Source organism: Streptomyces sp. NPDC002730, assembly GCF_042888805.1.
Taxonomy (GTDB): domain Bacteria; phylum Actinomycetota; class Actinomycetes; order Streptomycetales; family Streptomycetaceae; genus Streptomyces.
In genome coordinates, this window is the sequence record NZ_JBIAQG010000022.1 from 24,441 (window position 1) to 45,947 (window position 21,507).

The 21,507-nt window shown below is 67.8% G+C and carries 21 protein-coding genes, 1 tRNA gene and 6 pseudogenes; 13 read left to right on the forward strand and 15 right to left on the reverse strand.

What is annotated here, in order from left to right:
• The first annotated feature begins 81 nt into the window (after window positions 1-81).
• Window positions 82-297: a hypothetical protein gene (locus tag ACFYXH_RS38815; RefSeq protein ID WP_389573556.1), complete on the forward strand. Its 216-nt coding sequence runs from the start codon at window positions 82-84 to the stop codon at window positions 295-297.
• Window positions 298-418: 121 nt separating this feature from the next.
• Window positions 419-492: transfer RNA gene (locus ACFYXH_RS38820), tRNA-Met, on the forward strand.
• Between the two features lies 1 nt (window position 493).
• Here the strand turns inward: ACFYXH_RS38820 and ACFYXH_RS38825 are convergent.
• Window positions 494-667: a hypothetical protein gene (locus tag ACFYXH_RS38825; protein WP_389573559.1), complete on the reverse strand. Its 174-nt coding sequence runs from the start codon at window positions 665-667 to the stop codon at window positions 494-496.
• Window positions 668-1,005: 338 nt separating this feature from the next.
• Between ACFYXH_RS38825 and ACFYXH_RS38830 the strand changes: the two genes are divergently transcribed.
• Genes ACFYXH_RS38830 through ACFYXH_RS38840 form a run of 3 tightly spaced genes read left to right on the forward strand, consistent with a single transcriptional unit; the run spans window position 1,006 to window position 2,066 of the window.
• Window positions 1,006-1,482, forward strand: coding sequence for a CbrC family protein (locus ACFYXH_RS38830; RefSeq protein ID WP_389573561.1), 477 nt, complete (start codon window positions 1,006-1,008; stop codon window positions 1,480-1,482).
• Window positions 1,416-1,589, forward strand: coding sequence for a CbrC family protein (locus tag ACFYXH_RS38835; protein ID WP_389573564.1), 174 nt, complete (start codon window positions 1,416-1,418; stop codon window positions 1,587-1,589). The genes ACFYXH_RS38830 and ACFYXH_RS38835 overlap by 67 nt, the downstream gene beginning before the upstream one ends.
• Window positions 1,590-1,625: 36 nt before the next feature.
• The gene (locus ACFYXH_RS38840) at window positions 1,626-2,066 is read left to right on the forward strand and encodes a hypothetical protein (protein ID WP_389573567.1); all 441 of its coding nucleotides are present in this window, start codon (window positions 1,626-1,628) and stop codon (window positions 2,064-2,066) included.
• A gap of 553 nt (window positions 2,067-2,619) precedes the next feature.
• Here the strand turns inward: ACFYXH_RS38840 and ACFYXH_RS38845 are convergent.
• The 3 genes and pseudogenes from ACFYXH_RS38845 to ACFYXH_RS38855 form a co-directional block, all read right to left on the reverse strand.
• A pseudogene (locus ACFYXH_RS38845) lies at window positions 2,620-2,744 on the reverse strand (IS5/IS1182 family transposase); the annotation flags it as partial.
• A 96-nt stretch (window positions 2,745-2,840) separates the two neighbouring features.
• A pseudogene (locus ACFYXH_RS38850) lies at window positions 2,841-3,419 on the reverse strand (helix-turn-helix transcriptional regulator); the annotation flags it as partial.
• Between the two features lie 298 nt (window positions 3,420-3,717).
• Entirely contained in the window at window positions 3,718-5,229 is a 1,512-nt protein-coding gene (locus tag ACFYXH_RS38855; RefSeq protein ID WP_389573570.1) for a serine/threonine-protein kinase, read from the reverse strand.
• A 567-nt stretch (window positions 5,230-5,796) separates the two neighbouring features.
• Between ACFYXH_RS38855 and ACFYXH_RS38860 the strand changes: the two genes are divergently transcribed.
• From ACFYXH_RS38860 to ACFYXH_RS38870, 3 genes and pseudogenes are all read left to right on the forward strand, one after another.
• Window positions 5,797-5,988: a DUF6381 family protein gene (locus ACFYXH_RS38860; protein WP_389573573.1), complete on the forward strand. Its 192-nt coding sequence runs from the start codon at window positions 5,797-5,799 to the stop codon at window positions 5,986-5,988.
• A gap of 349 nt (window positions 5,989-6,337) precedes the next feature.
• Window positions 6,338-7,588, forward strand: a pseudogene (locus tag ACFYXH_RS38865) (IS256 family transposase); the annotation flags it as partial.
• A 64-nt stretch (window positions 7,589-7,652) separates the two neighbouring features.
• Window positions 7,653-8,258: a GAF domain-containing protein gene (locus ACFYXH_RS38870; protein ID WP_389573576.1), complete on the forward strand. Its 606-nt coding sequence runs from the start codon at window positions 7,653-7,655 to the stop codon at window positions 8,256-8,258.
• 28 nt (window positions 8,259-8,286) lie between these two features.
• Here ACFYXH_RS38870 and ACFYXH_RS38875 read toward each other — a convergent pair whose 3' ends face one another.
• The 8 genes and pseudogenes from ACFYXH_RS38875 to ACFYXH_RS38910 form a co-directional block, all read right to left on the reverse strand.
• Window positions 8,287-8,916 (reverse strand): hypothetical protein, encoded by a 630-nt coding sequence (locus tag ACFYXH_RS38875; protein ID WP_389573578.1) that lies wholly within the window; start codon window positions 8,914-8,916, stop codon window positions 8,287-8,289.
• Window positions 8,917-9,084: 168 nt separating this feature from the next.
• Complete coding sequence (locus tag ACFYXH_RS38880) at window positions 9,085-9,261, reverse strand: hypothetical protein (protein ID WP_389573581.1); 177 nt, start codon at window positions 9,259-9,261, stop codon at window positions 9,085-9,087.
• Between the two features lie 85 nt (window positions 9,262-9,346).
• A complete protein-coding gene (locus tag ACFYXH_RS38885) occupies window positions 9,347-9,604 on the reverse strand; it encodes a hypothetical protein (protein ID WP_389573583.1) in 258 nt (85 codons plus the stop codon).
• 421 nt (window positions 9,605-10,025) lie between these two features.
• Window positions 10,026-10,175, reverse strand: a complete 150-nt coding sequence (locus ACFYXH_RS38890; protein ID WP_385311141.1) for a hypothetical protein — start codon at window positions 10,173-10,175, stop codon at window positions 10,026-10,028.
• A gap of 332 nt (window positions 10,176-10,507) precedes the next feature.
• A complete protein-coding gene (locus tag ACFYXH_RS38895; RefSeq protein ID WP_389573586.1) occupies window positions 10,508-11,140 on the reverse strand; it encodes an AAA family ATPase in 633 nt (210 codons plus the stop codon).
• A 101-nt stretch (window positions 11,141-11,241) separates the two neighbouring features.
• Window positions 11,242-11,478 (reverse strand): annotated as a pseudogene (locus tag ACFYXH_RS38900) (aspartate aminotransferase family protein); the annotation flags it as partial.
• Between the two features lie 168 nt (window positions 11,479-11,646).
• Window positions 11,647-12,786, reverse strand: a complete 1,140-nt coding sequence (gene rho / locus ACFYXH_RS38905; RefSeq protein ID WP_389573589.1) for a transcription termination factor Rho — start codon at window positions 12,784-12,786, stop codon at window positions 11,647-11,649.
• A gap of 634 nt (window positions 12,787-13,420) precedes the next feature.
• Window positions 13,421-14,292 (reverse strand): annotated as a pseudogene (locus ACFYXH_RS38910) (ABC transporter substrate-binding protein); the annotation flags it as partial.
• Between the two features lie 65 nt (window positions 14,293-14,357).
• Between ACFYXH_RS38910 and ACFYXH_RS38915 the strand changes: the two are divergent.
• From ACFYXH_RS38915 to ACFYXH_RS38930, 4 genes and pseudogenes are all read left to right on the forward strand, one after another.
• Window positions 14,358-14,870 carry an MBL fold metallo-hydrolase gene (locus ACFYXH_RS38915; protein ID WP_389573592.1) on the forward strand — a complete coding sequence of 171 codons (513 nt, stop codon included), beginning with the start codon at window positions 14,358-14,360 and terminating at the stop codon, window positions 14,868-14,870.
• Window positions 14,867-15,229: a hypothetical protein gene (locus ACFYXH_RS38920; protein ID WP_389573595.1), complete on the forward strand. Its 363-nt coding sequence runs from the start codon at window positions 14,867-14,869 to the stop codon at window positions 15,227-15,229. The genes ACFYXH_RS38915 and ACFYXH_RS38920 overlap by 4 nt, the downstream gene beginning before the upstream one ends.
• A 354-nt stretch (window positions 15,230-15,583) precedes the next feature.
• Window positions 15,584-16,816 carry a hypothetical protein gene (locus ACFYXH_RS38925; RefSeq protein ID WP_389573598.1) on the forward strand — a complete coding sequence of 411 codons (1,233 nt, stop codon included), beginning with the start codon at window positions 15,584-15,586 and terminating at the stop codon, window positions 16,814-16,816.
• Window positions 16,817-16,927: 111 nt separating this feature from the next.
• Window positions 16,928-17,708, forward strand: a pseudogene (locus ACFYXH_RS38930) (IS5 family transposase); the annotation flags it as partial.
• 12 nt (window positions 17,709-17,720) lie between these two features.
• On the opposite strand, the gene ACFYXH_RS38935 reads toward ACFYXH_RS38930, so the two are convergent.
• Together ACFYXH_RS38935 and ACFYXH_RS38940 are read right to left on the reverse strand one after the other, a co-directional pair.
• The gene (locus tag ACFYXH_RS38935; RefSeq protein WP_389573601.1) at window positions 17,721-19,274 is read right to left on the reverse strand and encodes an oxidoreductase; all 1,554 of its coding nucleotides are present in this window, start codon (window positions 19,272-19,274) and stop codon (window positions 17,721-17,723) included.
• Window positions 19,275-19,357: 83 nt separating this feature from the next.
• Window positions 19,358-19,747, reverse strand: coding sequence for a hypothetical protein (locus ACFYXH_RS38940; RefSeq protein ID WP_389573604.1), 390 nt, complete (start codon window positions 19,745-19,747; stop codon window positions 19,358-19,360).
• A gap of 194 nt (window positions 19,748-19,941) precedes the next feature.
• On the opposite strand from ACFYXH_RS38940, the gene ACFYXH_RS38945 reads away from it, so the two are divergent.
• Window positions 19,942-20,577 (forward strand): hypothetical protein, encoded by a 636-nt coding sequence (locus tag ACFYXH_RS38945; RefSeq protein ID WP_389573606.1) that lies wholly within the window; start codon window positions 19,942-19,944, stop codon window positions 20,575-20,577.
• Between the two features lie 423 nt (window positions 20,578-21,000).
• On the opposite strand, the gene ACFYXH_RS38950 is transcribed toward ACFYXH_RS38945, so the two are convergent.
• Window positions 21,001-21,306 (reverse strand): hypothetical protein, encoded by a 306-nt coding sequence (locus tag ACFYXH_RS38950; protein WP_389573609.1) that lies wholly within the window; start codon window positions 21,304-21,306, stop codon window positions 21,001-21,003.
• Window positions 21,307-21,507: the final 201 nt, after the last annotated feature.

Consider the following 21,507-nt stretch of genomic DNA (forward strand, 5'->3'; position numbering starts at 1 on the left):
TGACGACTCAGGCATTGGACGGCAAGGGCCGTGAGATCACCAGGTTCAAGCGATTCTCGGGGGTCAGGCTTACCAACAAGGATGACCACCCGGTCTTCGCGGATCGTCCATGTCCTGTGGGACCAGCCGCCCAAGGGCGTCACCCAACAGGCCGTCGAGGTAACCGCGGTCGGCGGCCTGACGGTGATACCGGCTCACGGCACTGCCGTGGTACAGGTGACTGGGGATGCGGCCGCTGCCGTCGCACGCAATTCCAACGGCCCGGCGGTGAGCATCAAGGCCCACAACTCGCAGTAGCTTCAAAAGGCTTGCGGTGTCTGCCGCGCAGGAGAGCACCGCAAGTCGGCGGGTGAGAGGTGATGCCGCGCGAAATCTGGTTCGGCAGAGGCTGCCCGTACCGTAGAGTTCTGTTCACCGACGCGGGGTGGAGCAGCTCGGTAGCTCGCTGGGCTCATAACCCAGAGGTCGTGGGTTCAAATCCCGCCCCCGCTACTCAATACGACTTCGGGCCCGGCGCTTCGCGCCGGGCCCGAAGTCGTATGCCCGCCCGTGCCGGTGTGCGCGACGACGCGATCGGCGCGCCATCCGCCGATTCGGCGGTGAGCTTGCCTTCGTCGCCGCACAGTGCGGTCAAGTCGTCTCCGGATAGCTCCTTCAACTGGCCCATGGCGGCCCCTTCTTCGTAGGCGCCGCCCCTGTGGCAGCGGCCTACGACAATCCGCGGAGCGTACGACCGGCGTTCGACGACCGTGGTGCTCGTGCGCTTCCCCGCTGGCTTCGTGGGTGGGAACGGCCGGAGATAGCCAGCTGTGTCAGCTCAGGCGAGCCGCGCTCCGCAAGGCTCCGTGACCGGCGCATCGGTCGGCCACAGCGGCAGACCCACGCAGCTCCGGCGTCGTCCACGCTTCGGCCACAGACCCCACGTTCCGCCGATCCGGCCTACACTCGGCAGCCGCTTCCGGACCAGCGGGAGCGGCACTCATTTCGAGAGGACTGATTGACGGTATGGCAGGAAGCGCCGATTTACGACCAGCTCGTCACGGAACTCGGCGACATTCCCTCACAGGTGCGCAGCGAGGCCGAGCGCACCGTACGACATCTGGAACAGGTCATCCGCCCGAGCACGCCTTGGACCGGTGGACTCCCCCAGCCTGCCGGGCCGTTCACGAGCGAACAGCGATAGCGGCGCGCCCCCTTCCCGACCCTGTAAGCACGGGCTCGATCGCTCCTTCCGATACAGCCTGCGTCAACTGTGGGCTGGTACGCGGGTACATCTACAAGGGCCCGGTTTACGCGGCCTATGAGCTTGATGGGCGGCTGTGCCGTGGTGCATCGCGGACGGTAGCGTTGCCGAGCAGTATGACGGTCTGGCCGGGGCCACCGAACTTGCCGACCAGCCGGACGCAGTGGAGGCCATGCGTCAGGAGATCAGAGGTTGGGGCTGGCCTCCGACCCAAGTCGAGCACTACCTCGACTCCCTGAAGAAGGATGGCCAGCCAACTGCCTACCTCTTCCAGTGCCGGGTCTGTGCAACCCTTTCTTGTGGCGGTCTGGGCCTCGCTGAAAGGACCACAGCAGCCTGGGAGTAGGCCGAGCCTGGATGTCAGAGCCATGAGAATGACGACATGAGGACTGAAGAGGACACCCCACTCGCTGACCGCGTTCTGCTCATCGAGAGCCGTGCTGGCAACGGCGCTCTCGCCTCCATTGGTCAAGGGCTTCCCCGGCGCTCCGCGAACGAGGAAGCCCTCTTCCTCTCTTACAACTACGCCGACGTGCCGGTAGGTAGAAGCTTCGGCTGCTGCTTCCGAGGCTCCGACGAAAGCGATGTCGTCTGGGTGACCGCGACTGTCGTCGCCGTCACCCAGCAGTTCGGATTCGGGTGGGACGTGATCCCTCACGGCTGGAAGACACTGGCCGTGTTGAGGTTCGAGCCCAAGGCTCCCGCACTGATCCGTGATCTTCCGGAGGCCGCTGGATGGTTCGATCAGCCGGTCTCCGTCCATGTCTCCGACACAGACACCTGGGAAGCGCGAGCCGCGAGCAGGCTGGGCAGTATGAGCTGACGCGGCAGCGTGATCTACGCGGCCTGCTTGAGCGGCCGCTTGTCCGTGGGCACTCGTCCCTGGCGTTGGGTCGGCGGGCGGGTGTACCGAGCCATTGTGTCGACGAGCGGCCTTCCTTGAACTCAGGAACCACGAGGGCTTCGGGTCCGCGTCGCCCCCGTTCTGACCGATGTGCATTCAGCGGCTGGTCCACCATGCGACCCAGGCACCGGTTGCTGTGGTCACCAGCGTGACAAACCAAGCGGGCACTCGCTGAATGATCAAGTGCAGCCCGCCGCAGTGGAGTTCGAAGTGTGGACGTTGTTGATGCATGTCAGGAGTCGGTTTCATGCATTCACCCTGCATGAACATGCCAAAATGCCGCAATACGGACTTCCGTTGTTGGGTGCCTGGACGAACGCGCGATTGACCATCGAGCCCGCGCCGGAGCCGCGGGGCCGCGCCCCTGGATGCCCATCTCCCCGTTCTTGCACTGTCTTATCAGGGGACAGGGGCGCTTCGTCTCACGATCTTGTCCCATGCCGGCTGCGGAGGATGGGTCGCGGCTCGCCTACCCCCGCAGGGCAGCCCGGGCGTCCACCGGCAACCGCCCCGGATATCGCCGGCGCCTCGGTAGACGGGGCGGCAGCAGCGGAGCGGCACGTCCCACAGCTCATCAGGCACAAGATCATCCGACACCCGCAGAACTCTGCCGTCGGCAACCTCAACCGCCAAGCCCCTGCACCCAACTCATTCCGAAATGATCAGTTGGCCAAACGAGATGGCATCTCACTCTCAGGATGAGTCTCCGTAGCGGGTGGCAATCGCGGCGGCGCGGTTGCGTAGGGAGGTGCGCAACGACTGCGGGGCCAGGGCTTCCGCGGCAGTGCTGAGCTGCCACAGCGCCCATTCGGCGTGTCGTGAATCTTGGAAGGTCACCTCCAGCCGCAGCCAGCCGTCTGCGTCGGGTTCTTCTGCGCGGACGGCCAGCGCGGTGTCCAGCAGGTCCTCCCGCCGCACCGGGTTCACCCGTACCAGCACGGTGATGTGGTCGCCGCCGGAGAGAAACTGCGCGGAGCGTTCACGCCAGATCCGGTCCAGATCGACCCGGTTTGGTCGCTGTGCCGTTTCGGGGAGTTCCTCGGCGGCCAAGACCCGGGACAGCCGGTAGGTGCGGTCCGCGCCCGATCTCGTGGCCACCAAGTAGCCCTGGTCGCGTACGGTGACCAGGCCGATCGGGTCCACCGTGCGCCACTTCGGGGTCTGGTCCACAGCCGCGTAGTGGATGCGCAGCTTGTGTCCGGCGAGCACCGCGCGCCGGACCTCGATCATGGTGGTGTCGGGTACCTCTTCGGTGACCAGCCGACGTGAGAGCGTTGGACGTGTCCAAAGTTGCTCGCCAAGGAGCGCGCCGGCAAACGTCTGGACGCCGGCCGGGCCCACCTCGGTCGCCGATCAGCTCGGCAGGGGCCCGAGAAGACCGAATACCGACTTCGACACGCTCGTACGGACGAAGTCCGTTTTCAGGAGCGGAGCCCCGTAGACGACCGTGGACCTGGTAGCCACGTTCGAAGCGACGTTGCAGCCCGCGCTCGAGCGGGACAACTGGCTGCGGGCGGGATGGCTCATGCGACGGGACGGCAGTTGCGGCTCCGGGGCCCTCGGAGCACGGTCAGTCGGCGGAGCTCCGGAAGGAGCGCAGGAAGACGTCCAGCGCGCGCCGGTTAGCGGCGTCGTTCCAGTTGTCGGCCGGGGTCGTCCAGCGTAAGGAGAAGCCACGGCCGGAGCCGATGAGGAAACCGCGGCCGAGCGTGCGCTCGCGGACACCGGTGTCCTCGGAGAACCACTCCATGTCCGCCGCGTCGAGGCCACGGTAGTCGGCGGCGCGGATGTCGCCCAGCCGCTCGTAGTCGACGAACACCCGCTTCAAGGACGGCTCCAGTGCCCGCCAGACTGCGACGGGGTCCGGTCCGAGCTGGTCGCTGTAGGTGATCGCCAGCGTGCGAGGGTCGCCGGACGCGCCGAACGTGACGCGGTAGGACGCATCGGCTGAACCGCTGCGGTCGAGCGGCTTCCACCCGGTGGGCAGGTCGATGGAGAAGCCCTCCGGAGCCTCGTAGCCGTAGAAAGAGTTAGGGTCGGCGGTTCCGCTGGGGGCCGGGCGGGACGGCGTGGGGCCCGACGCGGAGGGGCCGTCGTCCGATCCTCCGGTCAGGGCGAGGGCGGTGAGCGAGGCCCCGACCACAGCCAGCGCCAGGACCTCGAGGAGCGCGGGCCGATCGACGGTTCGCCTGCTCCATACCCGCCCGGTCCGCCGGACGGCAGCGTACGCGTCGCGCAGGCAGGGGAGCGGCGCCGCCTGCTTTGGTTCCTCGGGATCCTCGCGCAGGATGCGGGTGAACGCCGCGCGGACCACCGGCGCGGGCAGGCGCTCCTGCGGGTCCCTGCGGAGCAGCCCCTGGATGGCAGGGCCGAGCAACCCCGCGCTCCGCGGGGACCGGATGGGCCGCAGGTCAACCGCTCGCAGCGTCGCCTCGACCGGTCCACGGTCCCGGACAGGCGGACGCCCCTCTACCATCATGTACAAGATTGCCCCAAGTGCCCACAGATCTGACGCGGGTTCCGTGCCCTCGCCGCGGGCTTGCTCGGGAGAGGCGTACGACGGCGCGGTAACGCGTGGGGCCGACGCGTTCCCCAGCAGCCCGAAGCCGGCGACCAGCGTTCCGCCGTCCTTGCGCACAAATACTTGCCCGGGGCTGAGATCGCCGTGCGTGATGCCTTCACGATGGGCCGCCGCGACAACGTCGAGGATCTCCAGGCCTATGCGGGCAGCGCGGACGTAGTTGACCGGGCCTCGCCACAGGAGGTCGCTGAGGGGAGCGCCCTCAATCCGATCCATGACCGTCCACACGGCGCCGTCCTCCTCCAGGACGTCGAAGACAGTGGCCGCCCGGCCGGGGCAGGTCAGCTCCATGGCCTCGGACTCGCGCAGAATCCGAGCGGCGGTGCGGCGTGCACCGGTGGCCTGAACTGGCCGCGCCTCCATCAAGGAAACCGGCCGTCCGAACCGGACGTCCTGACCGTGCCAGCCGGTGCGGCCTTCCTCACGGTGTACGACCTCCTGCGGCCAGTAGCGTCCGGCGATCAACTCCTGCGTGGTGGCTTGCCCTTCGGTCACTGTCATCCCTTGCTGCGCGCCGGTCTCTCCCCTTTCTCAGTTGTACGGCGGGACTGACCGCGGGTGTTCAACGCGTACGTGATTTGGGGCCGGATCTTCGTCCACCCCAGCCCAAAGGCGAAGCTGTTGTGCCGGCACAGCCTGCCGGAGAAGTTCGACCTCGGGCAGCCGCGGACCGGCCGGTTGTACCTGGATGTGCCCGCCTGCCGGCTCCTTGTGGCTGCGCGTCACGACTCCTACCGCTCGCTCCCGCACCAGCCGACGTTGTGCCTTCCTCGCTTCCCACCCCAGCCGACCAAGGTCAAAGGGCGAGTTGAAGATCTGCCCGCCCTGGATCCTTGGCACAGGGTCTGGACAAGGCCCCGGCGTGCAGCATGCGGCGTTTCAAGGAGTTCATCGAACGGCGCGGCGAGGAATCCGGATCGTGGCGGGGCCGCGTCGGCCCCGCCTGAACATCAACCCGGCATGAAAGATGCCAAGGATTCCTGCCCAAGACCGTTCGGGATGCAAAAACCCAAGGGCGCTGATTCCCTGAGGGGGCCAGGGCTCATCCCGAACGTCCGAGGAGTGGTCATGAGCGGTACAGGCGAATCCGGGAGCCACGTCCGTCAACTGCGACACGAGGCCGATGCCCTTAAAAAGGAGGCGGAACGGGCGACCGACCCGGAGGAGCGTCAGCGCCTCCTGGACAGGGCGCGCAAACTGCTCGCGCAGAGCGAGCAGGAGAGCGCCATGGCCGCTGGGGATATCTACCCCCAGGAGTAACAGCCGTTACTCCACGTTACGTCCTTCACCTGGCCGGAAAGGCCCACACACCCGGCCGACGGGGGCGGCCCCGTCAGCCTGTGTTCACTGACGCGTGCGCGGCGGACGGGGTTGGCAGTCGTGTCGATGGCCCCGCATTGTGGCATCCAGCACCTGAGCAGCCTCGGACAGGGGCAGATCCCTGGCTCCGCCGAGGGTGTCAGTGCTGGCTGGGCAGGAGCGTGACGAGCCATGCTCAAGACCTGTGGATCGAGCTCGGGGAACGCGCGAAGGGCGTACCTTCCCGAGTGATCGACTGATGGTCATCGAGTAGGCCGGTGTTCGCGGTACCGGTCAGAAAAGCACGCCCGTGCTCAGCGTAGTCAACGACGACGGCACCACGCCGAACGGCTCCCTGATCGACGAGATCGTCCGGGAGGGTGCCCGCCGGATGCTGGCCGCCGCGCTGGAAGTCGAAGTAAACGCCTATATAGCCGAGTTGGCCGACGAACGGGACGAGAAGGGCCGGCGCCTGGTCGTCCGTAAATGGCTACCACCAGCCGCGTAAGGTCACCACCGCGGCCGGGGTGGTGGAGGTGAAGGCGCCGCGCGTGAACGACAAGCGCGTCAACGAAGCCACGGGCGAGCGCAAGCGGTTCTCCTCGGCGATCCTGCCGCCCTGGTGCCGCAAGTCCCCGAAGGTCAGCGAGGTGCTGCCCCTGCTCTACCTGCACGGCCTGTCGTCCGGGGACTTCCTGCCGGCGCTGGAGCAGTTCCTCGGCTCCGCAGCCGGACTGTCACCCGCCACCGTGACGCGGCTGACCCAGCAGTGGCAGGCCGACCATGCCGCGTTCATGGACCGCGACCACGCGGAGGTCGACTACGTGTACGTCTGGGCAGACGGCATCCACCTCAACGTCCGCCTGGAAGAGGCCAAGGCGTGCGTGCTCGTACTCGTCGGCGTGCGCGCGGACGGCAGCAAGGAACTGGTCGCGCTCAAGGACGGCTACCGCGAATCGGGCGAGTCCTGGGCAGACCTGCTGCGCGACTGCGCCCGCCGAGGCATGCGTGCCCCGGTCCTGGCGGTCGGCGACGGGGCCCTGGGCTACTGGAAGGCCCTGGCCGAGGCCTTCCCCGCCTCCCGGCATCAGAGGTGCTGGGTTCACAAAACAGCCAACATCCTCGACTCCCTTCCGAAGTCCGCCCAGCCCGGCGCGAAGAAGGCCATCCAGGACATCTACAACGCTGAGGACCGCGACCACGCGGCGCGGGCGATCAAGACGTTCGCCCAGCTCTACGGCGCGAAGTTCCCCAAGGCCGTCAAGAAGATCACCGACGACGAAGCCGAGCTGCTGGCGTTCTTCGACTTCCCCGCCGAGCACTGGATCCATCTGCGGACCACGAATCCGATCGAGTCCACGTTCTCCACGGTCCGGCTGCGGACCAAGGTCACTCGCGGGGCCGGCTCCCGCACCGCTGCCCTGGCCATGGTCTCAAGCTCGTCGAGTCCGCCCAGCAGCGGTGGCGGGCCGTGAACGCACCTCACCTCGTCGCCCTCGTCCGCGCCGGAGCCCGCTTCGAACGCGGTCAGCTCGTCGAGCGCCCGAGCTCAGCGCCGCCTGAGCCACCTCAAGGAACCGGCCAACGCACCCCTGTCGGTCCCCGGGATGCTGCGACTGCGCATCATGGCCGTCTCGGCGGCTCGGGAACTGAGGAGGTACCTGCTGTTGTTGGGACTGCCGGGAGACCACCTGGACATCGCACGCGGCCACGTGGCGCGTCGCTGCATGGACAGCGGCCGGCCATGGTTGGCCAATCACGCCTCGGACGACCTAATGCGCAAGGTGGCGCCCATCCCCGAGCGGGTAGGTGTCTACCGTTCGGCTGGCATCCACTCGCTTCTCCTCGTCCCCCTCCCCACCGCAGGCCGCTCGATCGGCGCCATGCTCCTGGGGCGGGCGGGTGCATCGGCACCCTTCAGTGACGAGGACATACTGACAGCCCAGGGCCTGGCTGCCCGCGCCGCCGTCGCCAGTGTCCACCGGTACACCACCGAACGCACCATGGCGCGCGAACTCCAGACAGCTCTGCTGTCCGAACATGATAGCCCTCACCTTGATGTCGGAGTTGCTGCCTGCTATGGCGCCGGACTGTCCGCAAGCCGCAGGGGGTGGTCCCGACGGGGACCGCCCTGCGTGGAGGGATCGGCGGCGCGGCGGTGGGCCGCAGGCGCCTGCGACGGCGCGGCAGTTACCGGGAGGTTCGTGCAGCCCGTCACTGCCGCGCCATGAGACCGCGGGTGCGTGCGCTGTGGCCGTGCTACGGGGTGATGTCGGCGCACACCACGCGGGCGATGATCCCGATGCCCTCGGTGGTCTCATTTCTGATGATCACTCTCCATCCCACCACCACGCCGGACCCATCGAGGATCGAAGAACTTTCGAGGTTGCCTGGCCATGGACCAAAGACGTTGAACCCGCCGCCGGTGCCAATGTCCCCGGTGTCACAAAACACGAGGGCCTGGCCGAAGACCCCAGGGGGCACTGTTACTGGCTCTCCCTGGCGTTCGTAGGTGGTCGTCGGGGGTCCGGTGGGGCCGGTCGGGCCCGTCTCACCAGTGGGCCCGGTGGGACCCGTGGCACCGGCGGCGCCGCTCTCACCGGCCAGACCCGTGTCGCCCGTGGGCCCGGTCGCGCCCGTGGGGCCCGTCGGCCCGGTCGCGCCCGTGGGGCCCGTCGGCCCGGTCGCGCCCTTGCACCGCTTTCCGTCTCGGTCCCCGAACACGCCGGCCACGAGGTCGTAGCGGTACCTGTCACACCTGTCGTCCCCTGACGCCGGTGCCTTGCTCGCCTCGGGCGGCGTTCGGTGGGCGAGGGCGGCGGCCAGGGCGGGGGTGGTGGGGCCCAGAGCCAGCAGGGCCAGTGACGCCGCGGCCGCGCTGGTGAGCAATCTCGCGCGATGGGTAAGTGGACCGAGTCCGTGCTCGGGACGCATGCGTGCCCTGCTTTCTGGATCGAATCAGTCATTCCAAGGCTGGTGGAGCACCGTGAGGCTCCTGCGGAGCTTCCTTGGCCATGATTCGGTCGGGTCCGGCAGGGCGGTGGGAGGCGCGCTCCGTCATCGGCTGAACGGCCTATGAGGGCTGCCACGGGGCCACGCGACAGAGCGACTGAGCTTGTTCTTTAAGTTCTGAGGCGGTTGCGCCTTGCGCTTGCCGGTGGGGATGATCAGGTCGGGTTGGATCTGCTCGACGGATTCGCTGCCGGCGCGGCGGCGCAGCACGGTGTACAGCATGTCGTCGGTGATGACCGGGGCCGTCCGCCGTGCTTGCCCTTGCGGGAGGGGGTGTCAAGACTCTCGAGCATGGACTCGCGGATGTTCACTCGTTCGGTCTCCGCCATCGCCGCGAAGAACGCGATATTGGACGTGGAACCGGCACCCTGCCGACGGCGGGGGCTTCCATGGCGATCGGGGTGCGGTAGGCGACGACCACACATCGGCGGGCGTGTTTGCTGCTCCCGGTCACGTTGTGTATCTCGCGTACGAGAGTATCGATCTGCCTGGCTCGCGGGATCCGGTGCCCGCTTCGGGCCGTGCCGTCGAGCAGCAGTCCGACCGCGTACTGCTGCCTCTTCATCCCGTCCACCTCCCGGCGGAGGGCGTCGATATCGGTTCGCAGAGGGCTTCGCCGTACGGGCCACACCGCGCTCCACGAGCTGATCGATCGCGTGAGGGCAGGGTGCAGGACTTGCTTGGTCAAGCGGTTGCGCAGGAGAGACGCCATGCCCGGGAACGTACGGGTGGACGTCCGCCATGCACACCACGCGCCAGTGTGGTGCGGGGTGAAGTGTTGGTTGCGCCGCGGCGACGGGAGGGCGGCGGCGCGGGTGGTGTCGTCCCCCGGGTTCGTGCTCTGTGCGTCCACGTGCGAAGTGCCGTAGGGGCTGCCGTCCGCGAACCAACCGGGCCGGTGAAGCCGGGGGCGACCACGATGCCGCCCAAGTGGTGGAGCTGGTACAGAGCGTCTGCAGCGTGGTCTCCTGGCCGGGCATGGAGGGTCACAGAGGAGGTGAACCCGCTGTAGACCTTGTAGGCCTGCTTGCCCTGCGCCCAGAGCCCGCCGAGGTGTCGATGGACTGCTTGAGCTGGGAGGAGATGTTGCCGAAGCGGGTCGCGGAACCGAACAGCACGGCGTCGGCCCACTCGATGTCCTCGGGGACGTCCGTAGTGGCGGCATGGTTGGCCCCAGCCGGATTGGCACCGGCATTCGCAGCGACATCGGGACGAACTCGTCAGGCCGAGGAGTTCCCCGAATCGGGCATGCAGGCGGTCAGCATGCGCCAGGTGCGCGAGACAGTTGCTCCGGCCACGCCGAGGAGAGCCATGGGAGGGCCAGCCCAATAGGCGAGTTCATGGTGCACCTCCGGGGCCAACTCGATAGTCACCTGAACGTACCGGTTCCGGAGCACGGCGACCTTGGTCATGCTCCGCGGTTCTGGATTCCGGTGCAGGGCTGCACGGTAGCTGTCCTTGCGTCGGCTCACGCCGTGTGCCGCTTCATGAGTTCCTCCGCGAGGTCCATATAGGCCGACCCTTTGACCTTGACTTGCATGCCGAATGACTGGGCGTACAGATCGAGCCGGGGGATCTGCGTCCCCAATACGTCGTAGCCGCGCTCGGTGAGCACCTCGCGTGCGTCGGCATCCGGACCGGTACGAGTGGGCTCATGGCGATTGGTGCGGTTGAGCAGTACCGCGGTGCGTGCCGGCTCGACACGCAGGGACTCCACGTCGTCCATCTCTGTCCGAATAGGCGCCATCCGGTCGAGCTCGATGGGCGCCGGCGTCACGGGGATGATCCACTCGTTCGCGTGGCGCATGATGCTGCGGGCAATACGTGCATGGTCCTCCAGCTGCGGAGCGTCGAAGACGACCGCCCGCCGGTCACCGAGGAAGTCGTCAACCCGGCGGTGTACATCACCGACTGGCAGGGCGACCACCGGGAACGGGAATCCGTCGGCTAGATCGCTCCAGCGCAGGGCGGAGCCAGCCGGATCCCCGTCAACGAAGAGGGGAGACATGCCCGACTCATGGAGCGCGTGGGCCAGCCAGATCGCGCTCGTCGTTTTGCCGACTCCCGGCTTGAGATTCACGAACGCACAGCTCAACAGCACTCGCGAATCGTAGCACTCAGGCATAATTCGTAAGAGAATTACCCAATCCTCGGCGAGCCGCTACCCGCTCCCACTGGCGGGCGCCGAGCCGACCGCACGATCAGTGCCGCGATCGCCGGCAGGTCGTCGAAGTCGACCGTGTTCACGATGCCCGCGTTCGCCACGACAATCGCCGGCCGGCCATCCAGCTCTGCCGGCGCGGCATCGAGCTCGGCCACGTCGACGTCTTCGCGATCACCGGGCAGTACGGGTACCTGCCGCAGCCGGTTGCGGCCGATGCCGAGGGCAGGCAGCACCTTGCTGATGCTGGGGTCCGGACTGCCGGAGAGGACGTCGACGGCTCATGAGGTTTACGGCGGCAAGGTTGACGCGGGTGCGGCCCCCTCTTCGCTCGCTGCCAGGCATTGGCAACCCGTAGGCCCGGCGGCCGGGGATCGTGTGGCCACGGCTGCTCTCGCACGCAGCCTCAGTGACAGTGCCGCCGGCGCTTGTGTCGTGCTCGGCCCTCAGACCGCGGGAACTGTGTGGTGGATCTGCCGCAGGAACGTGGCATTGTTCGGCGTATGCCGGATCCTGTCGAGCAGGGTCTCCAGGGCCGGCTGCCCGTCCCGCGAGTGCAGAGCGCGGCGCAGCCCACGAAGCGCTGCCAACTCCGCAGGAGAACGTAGGAGTTCTTCGCGCCGAGTGCCGGAGGGGGTGATGGCCACTGCCGGGAAGATCCGTCTGTCCGCCAGCGCGCGGTCCAGTCGGAGCTCCATGTTGCCCGTGCTCTTCAGCTCTTCGAAGAAGTAGTCGTCAGCGCGGAATCCGGTGTCGACCAGCGCCGTGGCGAGGATGGTCAGCGAGCCTCCTTCCTCGGCGAGGCGGGCGGCTCCAAAGAGACGCTTGGGACCCTGTACGGCCGCGGCGTCCACGCCGCCGGTGAGGGTTCGGCCGCCCGAAGCCGCCGCGTTGTTGTGCGCCCGGCACAGCCGGGTGAGGGAATCCAGCAGAATGACGACGTCCTGGCCCTGCTCCACAAGCCGCTTCGCTCGCTCCACCGCGAGTTCAGCAAGGGCGATGTGTTCCTTGGCGGAGCGGTCGAAGGTCGAGGCGAGTACTTCACCTCGTACCGAACGGCGCATGTCGGTGACCTCTTCAGGGCGTTCGTCGAGCAGCACCACCATGAGATGGCATTCAGGATGGTTGGCGGACACGGCGGCAGCCAGTTGCTGCAGAAGTACCGTCTTGCCGGTCTTGGGCGGCGCGACAATGAGCCCCCGCTGCCCCTTGCCGACGGGCGCGACCAGGTCGACGAGCCGTGTTGTCAAGCTCCCCGCTCCGTGTTCGAGATGCAGGCGTTGCCTGGGGTGGAGCGGAGTGAGGTCGCCGAAGTGCGGACGGCCGCAGAGCTCCTTCGGTGGGCGGCCGTTGACCAGCTCCACCTGGGCGAGGGAGCGCGGCCGGCCGACGCGACCTTCGATGACATCGCCCTTCCGCAGGCCGTGCTGGCGGATCTGGGCTGATGACACCTGCACGTCGCCCGTGCTCGGCAGAATGCCTTGGGTGCGGAGGAAGCCCTGCCCGTTGCTGGCGATGTCGAGGACGCCGACGGCCTGAACCGGTAGTTGTTGCTGGACAGAGGGGGTTTCAAGAGTGCTGGTCACGCGGGTCCTTTCGCGGACATGATGAAGGAGGGCCCGGGGGATGCTGCAGAGTTACGCATCGTGCGGCGGGCAAAGGGCCGAGGGCCAGGAGGAAGATCTGGTGCTGAGAGCTGGACTGCCGGTCATGAATAGACGGGCGTAACAGCGAAATGAAGGAAACAAGCACTGGCGCCGATGTGAAGGCGTACACACGTGCTGTTTGCAAGGTACCACTCAGCGCAAGGGAATGCTAGCGGCCGTGTTGCGGAGCCCGTTCGCCCCAGTGACCAAGCGCCTGGTGGGGAGGGCTTGGGTGGCTCTGGCACGACCGACCTTGTTGTCGTCGTGTGCCGAGCTCGTCCGGGACCAGGCGGTGGATTTTGGCCACACCCGCGGGTCCCAGAACAAGCTCTACGGCCACAGCCCGCCAAGAGCTGGTCCAGGTCCCGGAGTTCTGCCGCCCGGCCGCACGCTCTCTCCGGGACACGTCCACATCGCCCATCGTCTGTGCCAACTTCTCCCCGCACCTGACGACGAAGAAGTGCGACGAGTCGGCGACTGGGCCGCGGCGAACCATGACGACGCGGCCTCCGGCCACCGCGCCCGATAGATGCCTCGGGTCGCTGGTGGTGGTCGGAGGCCGCTGCTGCGTCGGTCAGCCCGCGTTCTTCACGAATTCGGTGGTGTAGGTCTTGCTCAGGTCCACCGTGGCGTTCTTCAGGTTCGGGTTGAATGCCTTCAAGACGCACTCGACGGTCTCCGGTCCGTTCGCCAGCATGACTCCGTCCGCCGTGAACATAGGCGTGCTCTTGATCGACTGAGCGATCAGCTCCTTGCCGCCCTTCACGTAGTCAGCGGGCATCTTCGCGGCGATCTCTTCGGGCGTATGGGGGGACATCCACTTGAGGGTCTTCACGAAAGCGGTGGCCAGCTTTGCACCTGCTCCTTGTGGCTGTTCACCCAGTCGGTGTTCATGTAGAGGCTGGAGGAGGGATAGGGGCCGCCGAGAGCCTTCTTGGAGCCTTCCGGGCGTACGCATGTCGATCAGGACCTTGCCGAGCTTCTTGTCCAGGATCTGCGCGACGGTCGGGTCGGTGGTCATGCCGCCCTGGATCGAGCCTTGCTGCAGGGCCGAGATGAAGGTCTGGCCCGCGCCGACGGCCACCAGCGTGAACTCACTTGTTTTCACACCATCGTTGACCGCGAGGTACTTGGTGAGGAAGTCCGTGGACGAGCCGAGGCCGGTGACGCCGAGCTTCTGGCCTTGAAGTCCTTGGGAGACGTGATGTCGCCCGCCGCCTTGTTGGAGACCACCTCGACCTCACCGGGCGTGTGTGAGAACTGCACCACTGATTCCACCTGCTTGGCCTTGACCTGCAGGTCGAGCGTGTGGTCGTAGAAGCCGACGACGCCCTGCACGTCACCGGAGACGAGCGAGGTGGTGGCCTGCACGCCGGCCGGCTCGGTGAGCAGCTGGACGTCGATACCCTGCTCCTTGAAGTAGCCGAGCTGCTGGGTGAGCATCGACCGCACTCGGCCCGGTCCGGCGGCCACGCCGGCCATGCAAGCCAACTCGCACGAGGGCCAGACGAATGAGACTCCCACTCGCTCACCCCAGCATGCAGCGCTACCTCCCCTACATGGAGAAACCGGCGGCGGCACCCGTCGGCGCGGTCACCGCACGCTTCCTCGGCACATCGTCGCTGCTGCTGCAGGACGGCACAACGACCGTACTCAGCGACGGATTCGTCACCCGCCCCTCCATCGCCCGCACCGTGGCCGGCACGATCCAACCCGACCGGGACGTCATCACCCGCGCCATCAACCGCCTCGACATCACCACGATGTCAGCAGTGTTCTGCTGCCACTCCCACTACGACCACGCCCTCGACGCACCCATCTGGGCAGCACAGACCGGCGCGCAACTCCTCGGATCGCAATCAACCGCCAACGTAGGACGCGGCCTCGGCCTGCAAGAGCAGTGCCCTACGGGTCGTCGGCGACGGCGACACCATGACCTACGGCGACTTCCAGCTGACCTTCCTGGAATCCGTCCACATCCCGGGCGACCACTACCCCGGCACGATCGACGAGCCGCGCGGTGACCACGCCCACAGTCACCGAGCTCCTGCTGCCAGCGGCCGGAGACCTGTCCTGGGAGCAGTACGCGGGCCGCGCCTGCGTCTGGTGCGACAGGCCCATCACCCGTGGCGGACGAAGCGTCGGTATAGCCAGCGGCCGAATGGGCGCCGATGTTCTCGACATCGAGGTGTACGCGGGCCCCGTGCTGCAAGCAGGAGGTACAACGGCCATGACGACGATGAGCGGCATCCGTTTCTGCTGCATCTGTGACAGACCCATCGCGGGCAAGGCGCAGAAAGTCGAGCAGTTCTCTGCAAGCGGCGCGCGGCCGGACAAGCTCCGGCATCCGCCGGGAGACCCGGCCTGCAGACCGCACTGTTAGTCCCCTGCCCGTGCTCCGTCCCCCGTACCGACTCGGATGAGCACGGGCAGGTCCGCCCCAGCCGTGGTCGCCGTCAATCGGCCCTGGCGGGCTGCAGGTCCGGCCTGTCCGCGTCCTAGGTTCGGCACCAAGACGGGGTGCCGGGACGCACAGGGGAAGTGGCGTCCGCTTCGCTGGAAGCGCCTTCGCGACGCCCCGCCGACGACGGACCGGCGGGACGACTCGCGTCACCTCCCACGAAGAGCGCACGTCCCTTCTCCCCGTTCGCTCGGGCCCCGCGGCACTCCGGGTTAAGATCAACAGATGTCCGAACCGTCATCACCAGCCCGTCAGTTGATGAGGTGGTCGCGGCTGATGATTGCCGTTGTGGTCAGCGTCTGCGCGCTGGTTGGCGTGGTGCGATTGGTCGCGCCCGCCACCGCGGGTACGAAGGGTGAGCCGGCCGGGGTTCAGCGGCAGCTGGCGTTCATACGCGCTGCACTGGACGGCGGGGCCGGTGACGAGGCGCAACGTCAGTTCCCTGAGGGGTACTTCTTTCTGCACGCGCTGTACGGCCTGGGCTGGGTCGAGATCGGGATGCGCCAACCGGTCGGCGATCGGTCAGCGGCGCTGCGGGAGGCACGGTGGGCGTTGGATCGGTTGGATTCGCCGTCCGGCCGCGCCCCGTTCAGCCCGGACCTCGTCCCGTCGTACGGTGTCTTCTTCTGCGGCTGGAGCAACTGGCTGCGCGGCGGCTTGCTGAGCCTGCAGCCTGCCGGGCAGCGCGATCCGGCCGAGCTGCACCGCTTCGCCGCGGATTCCGCCGCGCTCGGCGCGGCGTTCGGCGCCTCGGCGTCGCCGTACCTGGCGGCGTATCCTGGTCAGGCGTGGCCGGTCGATTCGACCGTGGCGATCGCGTCGTTGCGGCTGCACGACGCGCTGCTGCCCACCCGGTTCGCAGGGACTGTCGAGCGATGGCTTGAGGGAGTACGCCAGCGGCTTGATCCGAGGACCGGACTGCTTCCGCATCGTGCCGACCCCAGCACTGGCGACCCGGTCGAGGTGGCCAGGGGCACTTCGCAAAGCTTGATTCAGCGTTTTCTGCTCGACGTCGATCCGGGCTTCGCCGGTGAGCAGTACCTGCGCTTCCGCGACCTGTACGTCGTCTCGCCGCTCGGCCTCGGGCCAGCCGTGCGGGAGTATCCCAAGGGCGTGGATGGTCCGGCCGACGTCGACTCCGGCCCGCTGCCACTCGGTGTGAGTCTGTCGGCCAGCGTGGTCACCATCGGCGCGGCTCAAGTGCACGGCGACGCCCCGCTCGCCGAAGCAATGTCCAACTACAGCGAGTTGGCCGGCCTACCGGTCGACACCCCCTGGACCAAGCGGTACGCCTTCGGCCTGCTCCCGATCGGTGACGCGTTCCTCGCCTGGTCGAAGAGCGCACAGCCCTGGGTGGCGGAAACGCCGTCGCCACCCCCGGCGAGTATCTCCTCGTGGTGGCGGCTGCCGCTGCTGACGGTACTGGTCGTACTCGGCGCTGCGCCGTGGTCGCTAGCCCTGCGGCGGCGCTGGCAACGCCGCCGGGCTCGTCCCAGTCCGGTCGAGTGAAGCAGTCAGCAGCAACCCCACCGACTGACCGATCTCTGTACCGAGGTCGATTGGCGACGGTACGGAGGTTCTCTGGGGGCAGACTTGGCCCGGTTCCGGCTCGAAGACCTCGTGGTCCCGCACCGGCCGCTCACGCAGTTGTGCACTGTGTCGGACGAGCCAACCGAGCGTCGGGCACGGCACCCCGGGCGCAAGCGGCATCCGGACCGGCTGGTGTTCCAGGGCATCCTGTTCGTGCTGCACACCGGGATCGCCTGGGAACATCTGCCGCAGGAACTCGGCTTCGGCTCAGGCATGACCTGCTGGCGCCGGCTGGCTGAGTGGACTGAGGCCGGTGTGTGGCGCCGGCTGCACGAGGTCCTCCTGGTCAAGCTGCGCAGTGTGGATGCCCTGGACTTCTCCCGGGCGGCCGTCGACCGCTCCCACATCCGGGCGTTAAAAGGGGCTCCAAGAGCGGACGAAGCCCCATCGATCGGGGCAGGACGGGCTGCAACCACCACCTGATCACCGACCCCACCGGCATCCCTCTGGCCGCCACCCTGAGGGCAACCGCAACGACGTCACCCAGCTGATCCCACTGCTGGAGGCGATCCCGCCAGTATGGGGCAAGCGCGGTCGGCCCCGTCGCCGCCCCAACGTGATCCTGGGCCACCGCGGCTACGACCACGACAAGTACCGCCGCCTGGTCTGGGCGCTCGGTGTGAAGCCGGTGATCGCCCGCCGGGGCACCGAGCATGGCGGCCTGGGCACCCAATGCTGGGTCGTCGAGCGGGCGTTCGCCCACCTGCACTGGTTCCGCCGCCTGCGGATCCGCTGGGAGATACGCGACGACATTCACGAGGCCTTGCTCACCCTCGGATGCACACTGCTCTGCTGGCGACGCCTGAACACTAGCTGTCGACCGCTAACTCTTCTGCAGGGTGCGGGTGACACCCGCGATGACCGCGGTCGTCAGCACCCAGCCGAAGGCGATCAGCAGGTAAGCCAGCCACTGGAGGCTGCCGTTCGACCAGTACCAGGCCGTGCGCTGGCCCAGACCACCGATGGGGATCAAGAGGTCGAGTGTGTAGACGAGGGGCTGGAATGGGGCGCCTTCGCCTTGTTTGACTGGGTTGGGGGAGTGAGTGCCGAAGGACAGCGTGCCCAGCAAGGTCAGCGCGAGAAGCCAGACGCCGGCCAGCCAGGGGCGGTAGCCATAGCCGACGGTCACGTCGAGCAGGTGCCCCCACACGCGCGCGGCCGGGAGCAGAGTTTGACGCCGATGGCGCTGTTTGGCCAGGAGTACGCGGCGGGCGTCGTCGTCGTGGCCGGCCTTCCGGTACCAGCTCGCCAACTGCTCATAGGGCTGGGGGTTGTAGCCCGGGCCGCGTATCCACGCCACGCGGCGGGCCACGGAGTCCCGCCGCCCCACTGCCTCCCGTCGCTCGCCCGCCTCGTCCACCTTGATGGAGCCGTAGACAAAGCCGTCCAGCTCCACCACGTCCGGCCAGCTGTGCTCACTGTCGTGGAGGTAGGACACCTGCCCGCCCCGCAGGTCCACGGTGCCGGACGGTGGCCGGGCGAGGGTGAAGTCGAAGTCGACGGCCTGCATCAGCAGGGCGACCAATGACGGGCCGTGGCCGTCGGGCGGCCCGTTCAGGACGGCTCCTTCAAAGGTCAGGTTGTCCGAGATCCGAGCACCCCGCAGCCGAACGGTCCCGTTCGCGATGAACCCGTCGGAGAAGTCGAGCGTCGAGGCCACGGCGTTGTCCAGGGCGAGCGCCACCCCACGCTGGCCGGGGCGTTCCAGTAGTGCGCCCCGCATGTGCAGTCCGCCTGGCAACTGTGCCCCCATGAGACGGACTTCACCGTGCGCGACGAATCCGTCCACGCAGTAGACGCCGCCCTCCGCGACCAGGCCGCCAGCGGACACCGCCCATTCCTCGGGTGCGGTGATCTCGGCGCCACTGAGGTTCACGGCGCCGCTCACATGGGCGTTGATGAGCGACAAGGCGGTGACCCTGCGGTGGAAGGGCGAGGCAGAGCCGCTTTCCAGGCGAGAGCGCCGCAGGTCGAGGCGCCCCTCGATACGGATCAAGCCGGCTTCCACGCCCGGCACTCGGCTGCCCACGATCGCAATCGACTGGGTCGACGCACCAGAGAGGTCCACGCCCTCCTCGAACCAGCAGTCCTCGAGCCAGAGGGCGTGAGCGACCTGCGCACCGGCCAGGTTGAGGTGCCCGGATATCCGCGCCCCGGCGAGCCTCAGGCACGCGACGACGCCTGGCTGCGCGGTGTTCGCGCCCAGGAGGAGCGCCACGATCACGGCGGCCCGAACCGTCCGCCCGGGGCTCCACTGCCCACCCTCGGCGACACGGTCGTCCGCGGGCACACCCGTGCGCAGGTCCACGCGGCGTCTCTCGGGGAACGCATCCCACAGCTCACGCTCCGGTGAAGTCAACTCGTCGTATGAGAGCACTCATGCAGAATAGTGATCTTCCTTCGCGCTCGCCTTGCCCCACCGCGCACGGATCGGAGGGCGGCCCATTCTGTTAGGAGTTCTTAGGCAGCGGTGCCTTGATCGGTGCGGCCGGACGGTGCAATGGCAGTGAACGCGGTGAAGAAGACGCTGGATGCAGCGCCGGATGCCGAGGCCATGACACCGTCCTGGGCCCACAGGTGCCACAACATGAACATGCTGCAGGCGGCCGCGGCCAGGCAGGTCACCCCGGCGAGCACGTAGCGGACTGTCATGAGAAGACGTCGGCTGAAACAGGCGGATGGAAACGTCATCGCTGCACTCTCCGGCGGCTGGTTGGGCGGCGGCTCGTGTGGTGAGTGTCGGTTCGGTTCTCTTCGCAGCGCGATGGTTGCCGCGTTTGGCTGCCTTCCGTGTGCGAAGCCCGCAACCATGGAGCAGAGCCACTCCGCGTGGCTGCTGTCGATTGCCATTGACTTGGGTGACCACTACGCGCTAGGGCCGCGCAAGATGAGGGGGACCGTTGCGACAGACCTGGGAATGGGCAGAGTGGACACGGCGCCTGTCCAGCCCCGAGGGCGAAGACCTGGCGCAGGTGTTATCGCATGTCAAGGTTCAAACTCGACGCGATACGCAGATCAAGTGTGCCCGAGATCCTCGTACGCGCATGTTTCTGGATCTCGGCCTGCATCTGCTCTACGAGCATCACTTCGCTGGCGCAGCCCACCGCTCGGTGACGTCAGAGATCAAGCTGTTCAGGAACCTGGGCCCCGAAGACCTCATGCGGCACGCTGCACTGCTGATCCCCGACCCTGCGGCAGCGGAGGAAATCGACCGGCAGCGCTGGCTCGACACCTGGCACCACCACTCAGCTTTCCTCGAGGACCTGATCGCCTATCTGTTCCGTCCGGCCATCACCGTAGGACGCGTGCGAGAGGTGCAGGTGCTGCTGCTCGCCGAGGCACCCGGCCTGACGTTGGGACAGCTCGTCAGAGAAGGCACCGCAGCAGAGCTGAGATCGACGCTTGACGACCCCACGGTCAGCCTGCAGACATTCCTCCAGGCGGCACTTCCAGGGCATCCCTTGATCCGGGACGCCACTGAGACCATCGAGCACGCGTTACTTGGCATGTGGGCGTCGCTGTACGCAGCGGTGTTTCCCGCCTATGGGATCGAAATACGCCCCGGCTTCAGCTGGGGGGGGACATGGCCCGCCTGTTCGACACTGCTATCGAGGGTGCTCTCCTCAAAGCGAGATTGCGCGGAGACGTGCCATGCCTGGACAACGACGACAACGTGCTAGCAGGAGCCATCTTCGCGATGCTGCCCGGGCTGTGTGACGTAGCTGTAGGAGACATTGAGCACCGCACCGTCAGATGGCCAATCCGTCTGGAGCCGGGGTACCAGCTCGCCCTGGACGCGATACCCCCGCAGCCACCCGGCCGATCGGTCGGCCGCCGTTGAGCGTTCGCCGGAGGGAGCTGCGCCACGGGGTCGCACTCGCCCATGAGACCGCAGGGGCGCGACCGCGCTCCGGTGTCGGCGGCGCCGCTCAGGCCGCGACGCCGGAAGGCCCCTTCCGGGCCCTCCGCCTCGCCCCACCAGCTCGCTCTGGTGCGCACCACGGACCACCGGACTCGACAGCATCAGGGATGCCCTTTCTCGGGGGGTGTTCTCGGCGCGGCGGGTGTGCCACTCCCCCGCCCCCGGGTGGGGCGGGGGGGTGTCAGCCCCAGGTGGCGCGCAGGCCTCGGGCCTGGGCGTACTCGGCGAGCTCGCGCAGCTCGTTCAGCCGCGACTGGGCGTAGCCCTCGATGCGGCCGCAGTCCGTGAAGCGGCCGTCCGTGACGGCGGGGCGCCCGGCGTCCTCGGGGTCGAGGGCGAGCGCGAGCAGGACGCGGCCGAGGAAAGGCCGGGCGTCCTCGACGCCGTACGGCTCGGCGTATCCGAGGGTTTCCAGCACGCGGGCGGCGTTGGAGTTGGCCATGTTGACCGGCTCGCCGGTGAGTTGGGCGGTGAAGGTGACCGACATGCTGGGCTCCTCTCGGCGGGTGGGTGTTTCCGGTTGCGGCGGGGGTGCCACTCCCCCGCCGCGGGGGCCCGGGGGGCCCCCCGCGGGGGGCCCCCCCCCCCCCCGCCCGCGGGGGGGGGGGGGGGGGCCGGGGGGGCGCCCCCCCCGGTGTATGGGGGGGCGGGGGGTGACCGCGGGGGGCGGGCCCCCAGCCAACCGGGG

Excerpts from the sequence above, each read along its gene's own strand:
- ACFYXH_RS38815 (WP_389573556.1), top strand. The coding sequence starts at position 82 with ATGACCACCCGGTCTTCGCGGATCGTCCATGTCCTGTGGGACCAGCCG.
- ACFYXH_RS38825 (WP_389573559.1), bottom strand. The coding sequence starts at position 667 with ATGGGCCAGTTGAAGGAGCTATCCGGAGACGACTTGACCGCACTGTGC.
- ACFYXH_RS38830 (WP_389573561.1), top strand. The coding sequence starts at position 1,006 with ATGGCAGGAAGCGCCGATTTACGACCAGCTCGTCACGGAACTCGGCGA.
- ACFYXH_RS38835 (WP_389573564.1), top strand. The coding sequence starts at position 1,416 with ATGCGTCAGGAGATCAGAGGTTGGGGCTGGCCTCCGACCCAAGTCGAG.
- ACFYXH_RS38840 (WP_389573567.1), top strand. The coding sequence starts at position 1,626 with ATGAGGACTGAAGAGGACACCCCACTCGCTGACCGCGTTCTGCTCATC.
- ACFYXH_RS38855 (WP_389573570.1), bottom strand. The coding sequence starts at position 5,229 with ATGACAGTGACCGAAGGGCAAGCCACCACGCAGGAGTTGATCGCCGGA.
- ACFYXH_RS38860 (WP_389573573.1), top strand. The coding sequence starts at position 5,797 with ATGAGCGGTACAGGCGAATCCGGGAGCCACGTCCGTCAACTGCGACAC.
- ACFYXH_RS38870 (WP_389573576.1), top strand. The coding sequence starts at position 7,653 with ATGGCCGTCTCGGCGGCTCGGGAACTGAGGAGGTACCTGCTGTTGTTG.
- ACFYXH_RS38880 (WP_389573581.1), bottom strand. The coding sequence starts at position 9,261 with ATGCTGTACACCGTGCTGCGCCGCCGCGCCGGCAGCGAATCCGTCGAG.
- ACFYXH_RS38885 (WP_389573583.1), bottom strand. The coding sequence starts at position 9,604 with ATGAAGAGGCAGCAGTACGCGGTCGGACTGCTGCTCGACGGCACGGCC.
- ACFYXH_RS38915 (WP_389573592.1), top strand. The coding sequence starts at position 14,358 with ATGAGACTCCCACTCGCTCACCCCAGCATGCAGCGCTACCTCCCCTAC.
- ACFYXH_RS38925 (WP_389573598.1), top strand. The coding sequence starts at position 15,584 with ATGATTGCCGTTGTGGTCAGCGTCTGCGCGCTGGTTGGCGTGGTGCGA.
- ACFYXH_RS38940 (WP_389573604.1), bottom strand. The coding sequence starts at position 19,747 with ATGGCAATCGACAGCAGCCACGCGGAGTGGCTCTGCTCCATGGTTGCG.
- ACFYXH_RS38945 (WP_389573606.1), top strand. The coding sequence starts at position 19,942 with ATGTTTCTGGATCTCGGCCTGCATCTGCTCTACGAGCATCACTTCGCT.
- ACFYXH_RS38950 (WP_389573609.1), bottom strand. The coding sequence starts at position 21,306 with ATGTCGGTCACCTTCACCGCCCAACTCACCGGCGAGCCGGTCAACATG.